This is a genomic window from Methylocaldum sp. GT1TLB, from assembly GCF_051027445.1.
Lineage (GTDB): Bacteria > Pseudomonadota > Gammaproteobacteria > Methylococcales > Methylococcaceae > Methylocaldum.
Genome location: NZ_CP194898.1, coordinates 1,460,983 through 1,474,461 on the forward strand (window position 1 = coordinate 1,460,983; position 13,479 = coordinate 1,474,461).

At 56.8% G+C, this 13,479-nt stretch carries 11 protein-coding genes; 3 read left to right on the forward strand and 8 right to left on the reverse strand.

The window, feature by feature from the left end; genetic code table 11:
* Positions 1–303: 303 nt before the first annotated feature.
* The 5 genes from pssA to cysQ form a co-directional block, all read right to left on the reverse strand.
* Positions 304–1,047, reverse strand: a complete 744-nt coding sequence (gene pssA, locus ACR2R1_RS06315) for a CDP-diacylglycerol--serine O-phosphatidyltransferase (RefSeq protein WP_077730487.1) — start codon at positions 1,045–1,047, stop codon at positions 304–306.
* Between the two features lie 113 nt (positions 1,048–1,160).
* Complete coding sequence (gene ilvC, locus ACR2R1_RS06320; protein WP_434113181.1) at positions 1,161–2,177, reverse strand: ketol-acid reductoisomerase; 1,017 nt, start codon at positions 2,175–2,177, stop codon at positions 1,161–1,163.
* A 241-nt stretch (positions 2,178–2,418) separates the two neighbouring features.
* A complete protein-coding gene (ilvN, locus tag ACR2R1_RS06325; RefSeq protein WP_133716465.1) occupies positions 2,419–2,910 on the reverse strand; it encodes an acetolactate synthase small subunit in 492 nt (163 codons plus the stop codon).
* The gene (locus tag ACR2R1_RS06330) at positions 2,910–4,640 is read right to left on the reverse strand and encodes an acetolactate synthase 3 large subunit (protein WP_077730484.1); all 1,731 of its coding nucleotides are present in this window, start codon (positions 4,638–4,640) and stop codon (positions 2,910–2,912) included. The genes ilvN and ACR2R1_RS06330 overlap by 1 nt, the downstream gene beginning before the upstream one ends.
* A 443-nt stretch (positions 4,641–5,083) precedes the next feature.
* Positions 5,084–5,902, reverse strand: a complete 819-nt coding sequence (gene cysQ, locus ACR2R1_RS06335; protein ID WP_434113183.1) for a 3'(2'),5'-bisphosphate nucleotidase CysQ — start codon at positions 5,900–5,902, stop codon at positions 5,084–5,086.
* An 88-nt stretch (positions 5,903–5,990) separates the two neighbouring features.
* Here cysQ and yrfG point away from each other — a divergent pair, with 88 nt between their 5' ends.
* The 3 genes from yrfG to rho all read left to right on the forward strand — a co-directional run bounded on the left by yrfG (position 5,991) and on the right by rho (position 8,646).
* A complete protein-coding gene (gene yrfG, locus ACR2R1_RS06340) occupies positions 5,991–6,647 on the forward strand; it encodes a GMP/IMP nucleotidase (RefSeq protein ID WP_077730482.1) in 657 nt (218 codons plus the stop codon).
* Between the two features lie 236 nt (positions 6,648–6,883).
* Positions 6,884–7,213 carry a thioredoxin TrxA gene (trxA, locus tag ACR2R1_RS06345; protein WP_077730481.1) on the forward strand — a complete coding sequence of 110 codons (330 nt, stop codon included), beginning with the start codon at positions 6,884–6,886 and terminating at the stop codon, positions 7,211–7,213.
* Positions 7,214–7,389: 176 nt separating this feature from the next.
* A complete protein-coding gene (gene rho, locus ACR2R1_RS06350; protein ID WP_077730480.1) occupies positions 7,390–8,646 on the forward strand; it encodes a transcription termination factor Rho in 1,257 nt (418 codons plus the stop codon).
* A 64-nt stretch (positions 8,647–8,710) separates the two neighbouring features.
* Here rho and rmuC read toward each other — a convergent pair whose 3' ends face one another.
* From rmuC to hemL, 3 genes are read right to left on the reverse strand one after another with little or no spacing between them, the layout of a single operon-like run.
* A complete protein-coding gene (rmuC, locus tag ACR2R1_RS06355; protein ID WP_240502523.1) occupies positions 8,711–10,204 on the reverse strand; it encodes a DNA recombination protein RmuC in 1,494 nt (497 codons plus the stop codon).
* 40 nt (positions 10,205–10,244) lie between these two features.
* Positions 10,245–12,149 carry a VTT domain-containing protein gene (locus tag ACR2R1_RS06360; RefSeq protein WP_434113186.1) on the reverse strand — a complete coding sequence of 635 codons (1,905 nt, stop codon included), beginning with the start codon at positions 12,147–12,149 and terminating at the stop codon, positions 10,245–10,247.
* Positions 12,146–13,426 (reverse strand): glutamate-1-semialdehyde 2,1-aminomutase, encoded by a 1,281-nt coding sequence (hemL, locus tag ACR2R1_RS06365; protein WP_434113188.1) that lies wholly within the window; start codon positions 13,424–13,426, stop codon positions 12,146–12,148. The genes ACR2R1_RS06360 and hemL overlap by 4 nt, the downstream gene beginning before the upstream one ends.
* Between the last annotated feature and the right edge of the window lie 53 nt (positions 13,427–13,479).

Sequence of the window (13,479 nt, forward strand, 5' to 3'; positions counted from 1 at the left end):
CTTCAAGAGGACCCTGCATTTATGTTCGCGCTTAGGATTTTGGAATGCGTCAAGTCTACTGCCCCTCAGGGCAGGAGACGAAGACGCAGAAGGTCGAGGAATTCAGAGCGACAGACAGCGCCGACCCGGCCGATGAGTCGGTCGGATTTCCGGCGTTGTAGGTTGGCGATTGAATGCATGGATTTGTGACTGCCTTTCGAGCAACTATATTACTCATCCGAATACCGTACAAGCGCCATAGTGGGGAATAGTTTCGCCTTATCCGGCGAAGGACTTTAATGTCAGCAGATTCCCCGTCCCTTCTCAGGTTCGGCGCTCGCTCCGCATTTTACGTCGCCCGAGCAAAGTCAGTACCGGCCCCGAAACAGCGTAAGCCGTAAACATGACAAACAGCATCAGGGGCGGATTGGTAAAAATGAAGGCGAATACCAGCATCACGAGGATAGCCCACATGAACGGCACCCGTCCGCGGAGATCCACATCCTTGAAGCTGTAGTAACGGAAGTTGCTGACCATCAGGAGCCCGGTCATCAAGGCTAGTCCGAGCGAGACATAGCGCATGGACTCGCCGGTCAGACCGTAGGTTTCGCTAAACCAGATAAACCCGGCCAAAATCGCGGCGGCGGAAGGACTCGGCAAACCTTGAAAATACCGTTTGTCCGCGGTTGCGATCTGGGTATTGAAGCGGGCCAAGCGAAGCGCTGCACCGGCGGCGTGCACGAAAGCGGCAACCCATCCGATCTTGCCCAGCGTCGTCAGCGACCAGATGTAGGCAACCAAGGCGGGAGCGGCACCGAAGGAAATCATGTCGGCCATGCTGTCGTATTCGGCCCCGAAGGCGCTCTGCGTATTGGTGAGACGCGCCACCCGTCCGTCGAGACCGTCCAGAACCATGGCAATGAAGATGGCGACGGCAGCCACTTCGAAGCGCCCGTTAAAGGCGGCGGTGATGGCGTAGAAACCGGCGAAAAGCGCTGCTGTCGTGAACAAGTTCGGCAAGAGATAGATGCCGCGCCGACGCCTCGCAGGGGGAATTTGTTCTTCCATAGTCCCGCTTTAAGTTGAATCAACCGATAATGCGGGCTAGCTTAACATAGCCCGCCGCCAGTTCGGCGGGTCGAGCACGAACCGATTGGCTCGTGCCCGGCCGAAAGCAAGAATCAGTTCTTGCTTTTATCGACGATTTTGTTGGCTTTGATCCAAGGCATCATGTCGCGCAACTTCGCACCGACCTGTTCGATTTCGTGCTCGCGACCCAGACGCCGCTTGGCCTTCAGCGTGGCGCAACCGGCCTGATTCTCCAGAATGAATTCGCGGGCAAACTCGCCGCGCTGAATTTCGCCGAGAATCTTCTTCATCTCCTTTTTCGTCTCCTCCGTGACGACACGTGGCCCGCGGGTCAGGTCGCCGTATTCGGCGGTATTGGAGATTGAATAGCGCATGTTGGCGATGCCGCCTTCATACATCAAATCGACGATCAGCTTCAGCTCGTGCAAGCACTCGAAGTATGCCATTTCGGGAGCGTAGCCGGCTTCCACCAAGGTCTCGAACCCGGCCTGCACGAGTGCCGTCGCGCCGCCGCACAATACGGCCTGTTCACCGAACAGGTCGGTTTCGGTCTCTTCGCGGAAGGTCGTTTCGATGATGCCGGCGCGTCCGCCGCCGTTTGCAGAGGCATAGGACAAGGCGATTTCCTTGGCCTGTCCCGAAGCGTTCTGATAAACCGCGATCAGGGAGGGTACGCCGCCGCCCTGGGTGTATGTCGAACGCACCAGGTGGCCGGGGCCTTTCGGCGCGATCATGATCACGTCTAGATCGGCGCGCGGCTGGATCTGTTCGAAATGGATATTGAACCCGTGGGCGAACGCCAACGCCGCACCTTGCTTGATGTTCGGTTCGATCTGCTCGGAATAGAGTTTCGCCTGGTGTTCGTCCGGAGCCAGTACCATGATGACGTCGGCTAGTTTCACGGCCTCTTCCACCGACATGACGGTCAGCCCCGCGTTCTCGGCCTTCACTGCGGAGGCCGAACCCGGACGCAATGCGACGATGACCGAAACGCCTGAATCTTTCAGGTTGTTGGCGTGAGCGTGGCCTTGCGAGCCGTAGCCGATAATGGCGACCTTCTTGTTCCGAATAATCGAAAGATCGGCATCTTTGTCGTAATAAACCTGCATGAATGGTCCTCGTGATTTATCGTTTTGGCTGATTACTATTCGTAACGAAATTAAAAACCACATCGTCACCCCGGCAGGGAAGGGGCCGATTAAAGGCCCGTTTGCGATTGGGACTGCCGGGGTCCAGTTTACAGGGACGTAGACGCTAAAACCTTCCGTGGCTTCTGGATTCCGGCACTCCCTGCCGGAATGACGGGTAATACTGGCATTTGTTATACGCTGCAGTCGTCATCGGCATTAGTTAGACGTGAAGCCCGCGGTCGCCGCGCAGAATGCCCGTTGTGCCGGAGCGCACGACCTCGATGATGGCCTCCTGATCGAGCGTCTGGAGAAACGCGTCCAGCTTGGACTTTTCGCCGGTAACCTCGATGACGTAGCTCACCGGCGTAACATCGATGATTTTTCCGCGAAAGATATCGGTCAGGCGAATGATTTCCTCCCGCGCCCTGTCGACGGCACGCACTTTCACCATCATCAATTCGCGTTCGATGTGGGAAGATTCCGAAATATCGATGAGTTTGACCACATCGATCAGCTTGTTGAGCTGCTTGGTAATCTGCTCGATGATCTCGTCGCTGCCGGTGGTAACCAGCGTCATTCGCGACAAGGACGCATCCTCCGTGGGCGCCACGGTCAACGACTCGATGTTGTATCCGCGTGCGGAAAAAAGTCCCGCCACCCGCGACAACGCCCCCGATTCGTTCTCCATCAAAATGGAAATGATGTGGCGCATCAGGCAAGCTCCCTCTCGATGGTGACGCCGGGAGCGAGGCGCATCTCATGGTGAGCCTTGCCGGCCTCGATCATCGGATATACGTTCTCGGTCGGATCGGTCAGGAAATTCATGAATACAGTACGATCCTTCAGCTTGAACGCCTCCTCCAGTGCCGGGCGCACGTCGGCGGGCTTTTCGATGTGCATGCCGATATGGCCGTAAGCTTCGGCCAGCTTGACGAAATCGGGAATGGTCTCCAAGTAGGAGTGGGAGTAGCGGCTTTCGTAGGTGAATTCCTGCCACTGGCGGACCATGCCCATGTAACCGTTATTGAGATTCACGATTTTGATAGGCGTGCGGTATTGCAGGGCCGTAGCCAACTCCTGGATGCACATCTGAATGCTCGCCTCCCCGGTTACGCAGGCCACGTCCGCATCGGGGTGAGCCAGCTTGGCGCCAATGGCCGCCGGCAAACCGAACCCCATGGTGCCGAGTCCGCCCGAGTTGATCCAGCGGCGCGGCTTGTCGAATTTGTAGAACTGAGCCGTCCACATTTGATGCTGCCCGACATCGGACGTTACGAATGCATCGCCATTGGTGACTTCGTACAACTGCTCGATGACGTACTGCGGCTTGATCAGCGGACTATTCCGATCGTAACGCAAGCAGTCCAAGGATTGCCAACGCGCGATTTGATCCCACCATGCGGTAAGAGCATCTTCATCGGCCCGCTTCTCACTGCTCCCCAGTATCTCGATCATGTCCTCCAGGACCGGGCCGACTTCACCGACGATGGGAACATCGACGCGCACCGTCTTCGAGATGGAAGCAGGATCGATATCGATATGAATGATCTTCGCATGCGGACAAAACTGGCTGAGCTTGCCGGTAACCCGATCGTCGAACCGCGCACCGACGGCGAACAGCACATCGCATTCGTGCATGGCCATATTCGCCTCGTAGGTTCCGTGCATGCCCAGCATGCCCAGAAACTGCCGATCGGTGGCCGGATAGGCCCCCAATCCCATCAAGGTACTGGTGATGGGAAATCCGAGTATCCGGGTGATTTCCTTCAACTGTTCGGACGCATTGCCCAATATGACGCCGCCTCCCGAATAGATCATCGGCCTCTTGGCGGAGAGCAACAGCTCTACCGCTTTCTTGATCTGCCACCGATGCCCCTTGACCTGCGGGTTATAGGAGCGGATTGAAACCGAGCGCGGGTACTCGTAAGGAATCTTGAGATTGGGATCGGTGACGTCCTTCGGAACGTCGACCACCACGGGACCGGGTCGGCCGGTGGTGGCGATGTAGAACGCCTTCTTGATGGTCTCCGCCAGCTTGTGCACGTCCTTGACCAGAAAGTTGTGCTTTACACAGGGCCGGGTGATGCCGATAGTGTCGCACTCCTGGAAGGCATCGCTGCCGATGACCGGCAAGGGCACTTGGCCGGTGATGATTACCATCGGAATCGAATCCATGTAGGCCGTCGCGATACCGGTGACTGCATTGGTGGCTCCGGGGCCGGAAGTCACCAGCACCACGCCGGGCTTGCCGGTCGAGCGCGCGTATCCATCCGCGGCATGGGTCGCGCCCTGTTCGTGGCGCACCAGGATGTGCTTCACGTCGTCCTGTCTGAACAGAGCATCGTAGATATGCAATACGGCCCCGCCGGGGTAACCGAAAATGTATTCAACCCCTTCGTCCTTAAGACTTTGGACCAGGATTTCCGCGCCGCTGAGCTCCACGGTTTCAACACCCCTAAAAAAGAATCAGGCGTTTCGAAAACGCCCGTTTCGGCCGAGACAACAAAATAAAAATAGCCGATAACGGTACTCGGATTCACATTCTCCGTCAAGCCGCGGCCACGCGGATGGCGTTCGTTCGATCCTCGCATGACGTTTCCCGGAATTGTACCGTACTTGGACAGCGGAAACGCCTCGATAGTGACTTCGGCCTCTTACGCAGCGTTGACGAACCGGTACTTTTGCTCTGGATACATTTCCACTTCGAATGGATTGGCTCCGAGCATGATGACCCGCGCCGGCGTAACAACTCCCTCGATATGCACCGCTAGTTGCCATATGCCGCGCCATCCTCGGGTCTTGCGGAACATGATTGTTCAGGAGTGGCGCCCCGGCGGTCTTCATCAAAGCTGCCCAAGGCCTTATTCGACCAAGCGGGGTGCGCGTCAGCCCTCTATGCCGCCCGCGTATCTGTACCAGTCTCTGGATTTGTCGCCGAATACTAGAAAATAAGGATTGAGCAGCGACGGCTTGGTGTTGTAAAGCAGTGGCTGACCGCGCAAGTCGGTCACCTCGCCACCGGCTTCCTTTACTATGCAATGCGCCGCCGCGGTATCCCATTCTGATGTTAGACCGATGCGGGGATAGAGATCCGCCGCGCCTTCCGCCACCCAGCAGAGTTTCAGCGAACTGCCGATCGACATGAGTCGATACTCGCCCAATCGGCTCAGATAGACCGCCAAATCTTCGGTCTGGTGCGAACGGCTGCCGACCACCCTCAGCGGATAGTGAACACTCGTCGTGACTTCGATGTTTTGCGGGGGCAAGTCGTCGATCTGCTTGTAAGCGCCGCACCCCTCGGACGCAAAGTAGCAAAGGTCTTTCGCCGGTGCGTACACTACGCCGAGCACTGGTTGATGACGATGAATCAAGGCCACGTTGACGGTGAACTCGCCGTTTCGTTTGATAAACTCCTTGGTACCGTCCAGAGGATCGATCAGCCAAAAAGTCTCCCAGTCGCATCGTTCCTCGAACGGCAAACTTTTGGATTCTTCCGAAATGATCGGATAGGCCGGACGCAAAGCTGCGAGCCCTTCGACCAGACAGTGATGGGAAGCGAGATCGGCCGCGGTGAGCGGCGAACTATCTTCTTTTACGCCGACGCGGAAATCCGATCCGTAGATCTCGAGGATACGACGCCCGGACTCCTTGGCGAGAGCGACTACGGTCTCGAGAAAGCGGGAGGGTTCTTTTCTGAGGGGCATGGCTTGAAATCCGCAGCTACTCACTGGATACGCTGAATGGAGGGAATCGAAGATAATGACTGAAAGCAACCGAGTAAAATATTAAACCATGATCGATTGGCGAAACATTAGCAGCGTGTTTCTCGATATGGACGGCACGCTGTTGGACCTGAATTTCGATAACCACTTTTGGCTCGAATTCGTTCCGCTGCGTTACGCCGAACGGCACGGACTTTCGGTCGCGGAAGCCAAAGCCGAATTGACACCCCGGTTCAAGGAAACCGAGGGACGACTCGAATGGTACTGCCTGGATTACTGGACTGATCGTTTGTGCCTGGACATCGTAGGCTTAAAAGCCGAAATCGCGGGACTGATAGCGATACTACCTCATGTCACCGACTTCCTCGATGCCGTACGCAAAGCCGAAAAGCGTTTGGTGCTGGTAACCAACGCACACCCGAAAAGCTTGGGTTTGAAGTTGGAGCGAACCTGCCTCCATGGTTTTTTTGACGAAATCTTCTCTTCGCATGCATTCGGATTTCCGAAGGAGCATCCCGGCTTTTGGAAAGCCCTTAGCGCCATAGAACCCTTTTCGGCGGATAAGACGCTACTGGTCGACGACAGCGTGACCGTATTACACGCCGCCCGCCAATTTGGCATCCGGCACGTAGTTGCCGTGAAGAAACCCGATAGCCGGCAACCTCCAAGAAACATCGTCGAATTCGACGCCATTGAGGACTTTCGCGAGCTAATGCCTCCAAGCTGAAATCGACCGCGGCGCCAATCCCCGAAACAAGTCCGTCGCCCCCATTTGCCCGTCCGTCCGCGAGCCGATTCCGGTGTTTACCGAAGGCAATTTACGTACGGAACCATGGGGCTTGAAATTGTCATTCGTTTAAGCTGAAATGCACGTACGCAAGGGAAAGCTGCACCATTCCCATTCGTACTGGCCGTTGGCGCCCCAGTCCCTTCCAATTTCCCCGTTGAGACCGTGAGGAGTTCATTGTGAGCGAACGCATACTTCAAGTTACCGATGCCGAATTCGAGGATAAGGTCCTCAAAGCGAGCGGCCCTGTACTAGTCGATTTCTGGGCCGAATGGTGCGGTCCCTGCAAGATGATTGCACCTATTCTGGAGGAGGTCGCTGGGGATTATGAAGGTAAGCTGACGATCGCCAAGCTCAATATCGACGACAATCCTGGAACGCCCCAGCGCTACGGCGTACGCGGAATTCCAACGCTGATTTTGTTTAAGAACGGCGAAGTGGAAGCCACTAAGGTGGGAGCCTTGGCCAAATCGCAACTGGCTGCATTCCTTGACGCCAATATTTGAGCATCCGGCATGTGCGGGCCGGTTCTGACTAGACGGCCTCGCACGCCTGTGCTAACTTTGGTGTAACTCTTAACGTCGTCCTCTTAACCGGGCCACTTCCGGCCGTTCTCTCCAAGCTCGTCTCTCATACGAGCGCAATTCCTTAGATCATTTACATCTGCTCTTCACTAACGTCTATGAATCTGACCGATCTTAAACGCAAACCCGTTTCCGAACTCATCGAAATCGCTGAATCACTCGACATCGAAGGCGTTGCTCGAACGCGCAAACAGGATTTGATCTTTTCGATCCTGAAAAAACAGGCCAAAAGCGGGGAAGATATCTACGGCGACGGGGTATTGGAAATCCTGAGCGACGGATTCGGCTTTCTGAGGTCCGCCGACAGCTCCTTTTTGGCCGGACCCGATGATATTTACGTCTCGCCCAGTCAGATTCGTAGATTTAGCTTACGAACCGGAGACACGATTTCCGGAAAGATTCGTCCGCCCAAGGACAACGAGCGCTACTTCGCAATGCTCAAGGTCGAGCAAATCAACTATGAGCCGCCGGAAAACGCCAAGCACAAGATCTTATTCTCTAACCTAACTCCCTTATTTCCTGTCGAACGCCTGCAACTGGAGATCGGCAACGGAACTACCGAGGATTTGACCGCTCGGGTGATCGACCTGGTCGCACCGATCGGCAAAGGGCAGCGCGGCTTGATCGTGTCGCCGCCGAAAGCCGGCAAGACCATGATCCTCCAGAACATCGCCCATTCGGTCGCCGAAAAGAACCCTGAATGTTACCTGATCGTCCTACTGATCGACGAACGGCCGGAAGAAGTCACCGAGATGCAGCGCAGCGTCAAGGGCGAAGTCGTATCCAGCACCTTCGACGAACCGCCGGCGCGTCACGTGCAAGTGGCGGAGATGGTCCTGGAAAAAGCTAAGCGCTTAGTCGAGCACAAGCGCGATGTCGTCATCCTCCTCGACTCTATCACCCGCCTCGCCCGAGCTTACAACACAGTGATCCCGTCCTCGGGCAAAGTGTTGACCGGCGGCGTGGACGCCAACGCCCTGGAACGTCCCAAGCGCTTTTTCGGTGCCGCTCGTAACATCGAGGAAGGCGGCAGCCTCACGATCATCGCTACCGCACTGATCGATACCGGGTCGCGCATGGACGAAGTGATCTACGAAGAATTCAAGGGCACCGGCAATATGGAATTGCACCTCGAGCGGAAAATCGCCGAGAAGCGCGTTTATCCGGCCATCAATATCAACCGATCCGGAACCCGCCGCGAGGAATACATCGTTCCGGCGGACGAACTGCAAAAATGCTGGATTTTACGCAAAATCCTGCAACCGATGGACGAAATGGCAGCCAGCGAATTCCTGCTGGGCAAACTGAAGGACACCAAGACTAACGCCGAGTTCTTCGACATGATGAAGCGCTGAAGGAGCAAGAAAAGCCCCTCCTTCAAGCCGATCCAAGCCGTTCAGCTCAAAACAAGCCGTATAATCATCCTTCGGACGATTCGCTCGTCTCCCCGATTGCCGGAAGTTCCAGCTTTAGCGCGGCGTACATGTCGTCTTCGACGTCCAGATCGACTTTCTCCAAAATACTTTTTGGGAGCCGTTTGTTCACTTTTGCGCCCAGTTCCACAAAACTTTCCGCCTGCCGGATTAAATTGCCGCGCCCGCGGGTAAGTTTATTCATCGCGTCGTCATAAGTCTTGTGGACGCTGCTGAGCTGGGTGCCCAATTTTTCCAAGTCTTCCACGAATCCGCGCAATTTGTCGTAAATCGAGCCCGCCTTGTCCGCGATCAACTTCGCATTTTCATTCCGCCGCTCGTAGCGCCAAATGTTTTCTATGGTACGTAAAGTAGCCAGCAAGGTGGTCGGGGTCACCACTACGATATTGCTGGAGAACGCATCCGAGAACAGCTTGTCGTCGTGCTGGAAGGCCAGCATGAAAGCCGACTCGATCGGCATGAACAGCAGAATAAAATCCAGAGAGCGCAGCCCATTCAAGCCGGAATAATCTTTCTGCGCCAGGGTTTTGATATGGTTACGCACGGCCAGGACATGCTCGCGCACCGCCGACTCCCGCTCCGGTCCGTCGTCCAGGGAACAGCAGCGGTCGTAAGCCACCAGCGAAACCTTGGAATCGATGATGATGTCCTTGCCTTCCGGCAGGTGCACGATGACATCGGGTCGAAATAAGCGATTTTCGCCGTCGCGATAACCGCCTTGGGTCTCGTATTCGATGCCCTTGCGCAAGCCGGACTGCTCCAACACCCGCTCCAGAATCAGTTCCCCCCAGGCGCCTTGCAATTTTTTGTCGCCTTTCAACGCGCGAGTCAGATTGACCGCTTCCTGGTTGATACGCTGGGTCTGCAAGCGAAGGTTCTCGATCTCCTGGCGCAGGGATGCCCTGTCCTTCGCGTCGTGGAGATGCATTTCGTCCACCTTCTTTCGGAAATCGCCGAGTTGTTCGCGAAACGGCGTCAAAACGCCGTCGAGTTGGCTCTTGTTCTGTTCGGTGAATTTCTGCGTCTTTTCCTCGAGTATTTTCTGCGCCAGATTTTCGAACTGGGTGAACAGTTGAACTTCCGCGTTACGAAGCAGCGCCAGCTTTCCTTCGGTGTTTTTCTCTTCGTTCTCGAGGCGCGTCCTGAGTTCGGCGCATTCCGTCCGCGCGGCCGTAAGCTGCTGGCTTGTTTCGGCCAGTCTGCTTTCCAGTAGCGGGATGCGTCCCGCTTTTTCTTCAGCGACGGCCAGCCCCGTGCTCAACGAATAGACTCGATCTTGGCGATCAGCCAGCTCTTCCGACAATTCAGCAATTTTCTGCGCCTGCTCCTCAGTCAATCGCCGGCACAATTCCGGATGATGTCCTCTGTGGCGCAAAGACGCTATCAGCCATCCGACGGACAGTCCCAAAAGCATGCCGACAGCCAGAATCAGAGAAGGCGGCAGCTTATCGATATTCGCCACCCAATGTGTATTATCCATCGGCCCACGCTGCCCGGAAAAAAGACCTGATCATCGAGATTTACTGGGGGGGAAGCAACACGACGACCTGATCGTTCTCGCTCGTTCTCAGGACGAACGGACGAAGCGACAGGAGATCATCGGTCAAGATGTTGAGTGCGTCCGTACCGTCGACTGCCTCTTCGGACAACTTCAGGATACCGAAGACATTACGCTCCTCCAAAAAGGCGACACTTCCCAGCCAGATTGGGATGGCTCCCGGCTGCAACTGTTGTCCGCTCGGCCAGAAACGAACGATCAACCACCGCCCGTCGGAAGTCGCCTTGATCATACGAAGAGTATCCACATCGATCTGGTTGAAGTGAGGTAAAACCGGCAAGTCCGCCATTCCGGTCTGAGGATTCAGAAAGTGCAGCGCCTGGGTCGGTGTCAAAGGCTTCGGCTCTTGCCAGCCAAGTTTAACCAGATCCGAATGGATAGTATCGATCGACGATGCCCATTGAACACTGAGCGCCTGCTCGGATCGGCCGATCGTCTTCACCCGGTAGGCCGGCAAAAACCGCCAGCCCTGTTCGAGCCAGTGCTCCTCGCTTACGCTTAGAAGCGGTCGCCGATAGTAAAACTCTTCCAGCGAGTGGCTATACCAAACAACCGCCCCGATGCCCACTAGGGAAACCATCACGATCCCGATCAAGCCTCTGATCGGTACATCGCCGTGCCGATGGCGCCGATAGGCCACCCCCAGCAGGACCAGCCAGATCAGAACCATCGACAGAGTAAAGCAAGCCGCGAGAAACTCGCCCGTATCGGCATAGACGCGAGCGAACGCGATAACGGTGACCAGCAGGGTCGCCCCGGAGTAAATCAACCAGCGCCAACGCGGCGTCGCGCTGTCCGCGGTCAACACTGCCGCAAAACCGTACACCGCGCCGCCGTTCAGGACATGACTATCGATCAGCGGATTATCGTCAACGAAACGGCAGACCGTTCCGAGCGCCAACGCGAAAATCAGCGCTCCCAGGAAATGCGCCCCGGCGACAGCTTGCTTTCGGATCAATAACCAGCCGAGCACGACCGCCGAGAAAACCGACACGGACAAGGTCTCGCCCAATTCCTCGAACACGATCAAGGCATAATCGGACCAAGGAGTTCGCCAGGCTTCCAAGGACACGGGCACCGAATCGGCTGGTACCAAGAAGCAGGCCAGCAAACCAGACAGGCCCAAAATCGCCGCCCACACCGATAGGCCGGCGTAATCGCGTTGCTCAGGATCGATGAGGGGAGCGGTGAGACGTCCCAGCAGGGGGTGCTCTCGGCTAAGGTCGAACGTCGCCAGAATGAGCTGGTGCGCCCGGGGCTGGAAGTAAAGATAAAGATGCTTGCTCAACCAGGCCCCGAACCATAGGACCACTAGCAACGCAATCAATAGGGCGGCCAAGCGTCCGGTCACCTTTGACGCCAGATCGAGGGATGCGCCGAAGGCCATGCCCGGCAGCAAATATGCGGGACCCCAGAGAACGGCGGACAACACATTGATATAAACGAACCGCCGCGCCGGCATCGTCAGCATGCCCGCCACCAAGGGGATCACCGCACGGACCGGGCCGACGAAACGCCCGAACAGCACGCTCCGTCCCCCGTAGCGGTGAAAATAATCGATGCCGCGGTCGATCATTCCCGGATAGCGCTTAAACGGCCACAGAGACGACAAGCGATCGCGATAACGCCATCCCAGCCAAAAGCTGATCCCGTCGCCGACTACCGCTCCGGCTATCGCGTAAGCGCAGGTCGGAGCAAAGGAAAGAGCTCCGGCGCCTACGAGCGCCCCGGCGGCGAACATCATGGCGACGCCGGGAACCACTAGCCCCACCACTGCCAAGGATTCGGCCATGGCAATCAAAAAGACCGCTAGGCCGGCGTAGTGGGGATGCAGTGCGATCCATGCATAAATGGTTTCAAAGCTCAAAGTCGATTAAAGACGCGCTCCGCCGCCTGCAGGGTTTGATCCAGTGTTTCGAAATCGTGCGCCGCCGAAACAAAGCCGGCCTCGAACGCGGACGGAGCGAGATAAACGCCTTCGTCCAGCATGGCGTGGAAAAAGCGCTTGAAGCGCTCCTGATCGCAGCCCATGACTTTTTCGAAACTGTCGATGGCCTTCTCCTCGGTGAAAAAGAGACCGAACATGCCGCCGACCCAATTGGCCGCAAATGGAATTCCGGCCTTTAACGCCCGCTCCTGCAAGCCCTCGATCAAATAGCGGGTTCTTTCGCTCAAGCGATCGAAAAAGCCCGGCGCGGAAATCAGTTCCAAGGTCTTCAATCCCGCCGCCATGGCGACGGGATTGCCGGATAAGGTACCCGCCTGATAAACGGGACCTAGCGGGGCGAGCTTTTCCATGATGTCGCGCCGGCCGCCGAAGGCACCGACCGGCATGCCGCCGCCGATGACTTTGCCGAGCGTAGTCAAATCGGGCGAGATGCCGTAATGCGCCTGCGCTCCGCCCAGCGCCACGCGGAATCCGGTCATGACTTCGTCGAAGATCAGTACCGATCCGTGGGCATCGCAGACCTCCCGCAGGGTTTCCAGGAAGCCCGATTTCGGCGGCACGCAGTTCATGTTGCCGGCGACCGGTTCCACGATGATGCAGGCGATCTCTCCGCCGAAACGCGAAAACACCTCGCGCACCGCGTCGCCGTCGTTGAACGGGAGGGTCAGCGTGTGTTCGGCCAAACCGGCCGGAACGCCGGGCGAACTCGGCACGCCCAGAGTCAGCGCCCCGGAACCCGCCTTGACCAGAAGGGAATCCGAATGCCCGTGATAGCAACCTTCAAACTTGACGATCTTGTCACGACCCGTGTAGCCGCGCGCCAGGCGGATGGCGCTCATGGTCGCTTCGGTGCCGGAATTGACCATCCGCACCATGTCCAACGAAGGCACCAGCTCGCACAGTTTTTTCGCCATCGCGGTCTCGATAGCCGTAGGAGCGCCATAGCTCAGCCCGCGATCCACGGCATCGTGCACGGCTTTCAAGACTTCAGGATGAGCGTGCCCGACAACCATGGGCCCCCAGGAACCGACATAGTCGATGTAGCGGCGTCCGTCTGCTCCGAACAGGAAAGGCCCTTCGGCGCGTTCCACGAAGACGGGGGTTCCGCCGACCCCTTTAAACGCACGAACCGGCGAATTCACGCCGCCGGGAATATAGGTTTGAGCTTCCGCGAACAATGCGGACACGTCGGCCATAGTCTTCTCTCAATAAATTCTGGAAATCTCTGTCTCGAAAACAGCTACCGATA

What these genes read in the sequence shown, in the direction of transcription:
- hemL (WP_434113188.1), bottom strand. Translation starts at nt 13,426, where the DNA reads ATGGCCGACGTGTCCGCATTGTTCGCGGAAGCTCAAACCTATATTCCC.
- ilvN (WP_133716465.1), bottom strand. Translation starts at nt 2,910, where the DNA reads ATGCGCCACATCATTTCCATTTTGATGGAGAACGAATCGGGGGCGTTG.
- rmuC (WP_240502523.1), bottom strand. Translation starts at nt 10,204, where the DNA reads ATGGATAATACACATTGGGTGGCGAATATCGATAAGCTGCCGCCTTCT.
- rho (WP_077730480.1), top strand. Translation starts at nt 7,390, where the DNA reads ATGAATCTGACCGATCTTAAACGCAAACCCGTTTCCGAACTCATCGAA.
- ilvC (WP_434113181.1), bottom strand. Translation starts at nt 2,177, where the DNA reads ATGCAGGTTTATTACGACAAAGATGCCGATCTTTCGATTATTCGGAAC.
- cysQ (WP_434113183.1), bottom strand. Translation starts at nt 5,902, where the DNA reads ATGCCCCTCAGAAAAGAACCCTCCCGCTTTCTCGAGACCGTAGTCGCT.
- yrfG (WP_077730482.1), top strand. Translation starts at nt 5,991, where the DNA reads ATGATCGATTGGCGAAACATTAGCAGCGTGTTTCTCGATATGGACGGC.
- pssA (WP_077730487.1), bottom strand. Translation starts at nt 1,047, where the DNA reads ATGGAAGAACAAATTCCCCCTGCGAGGCGTCGGCGCGGCATCTATCTC.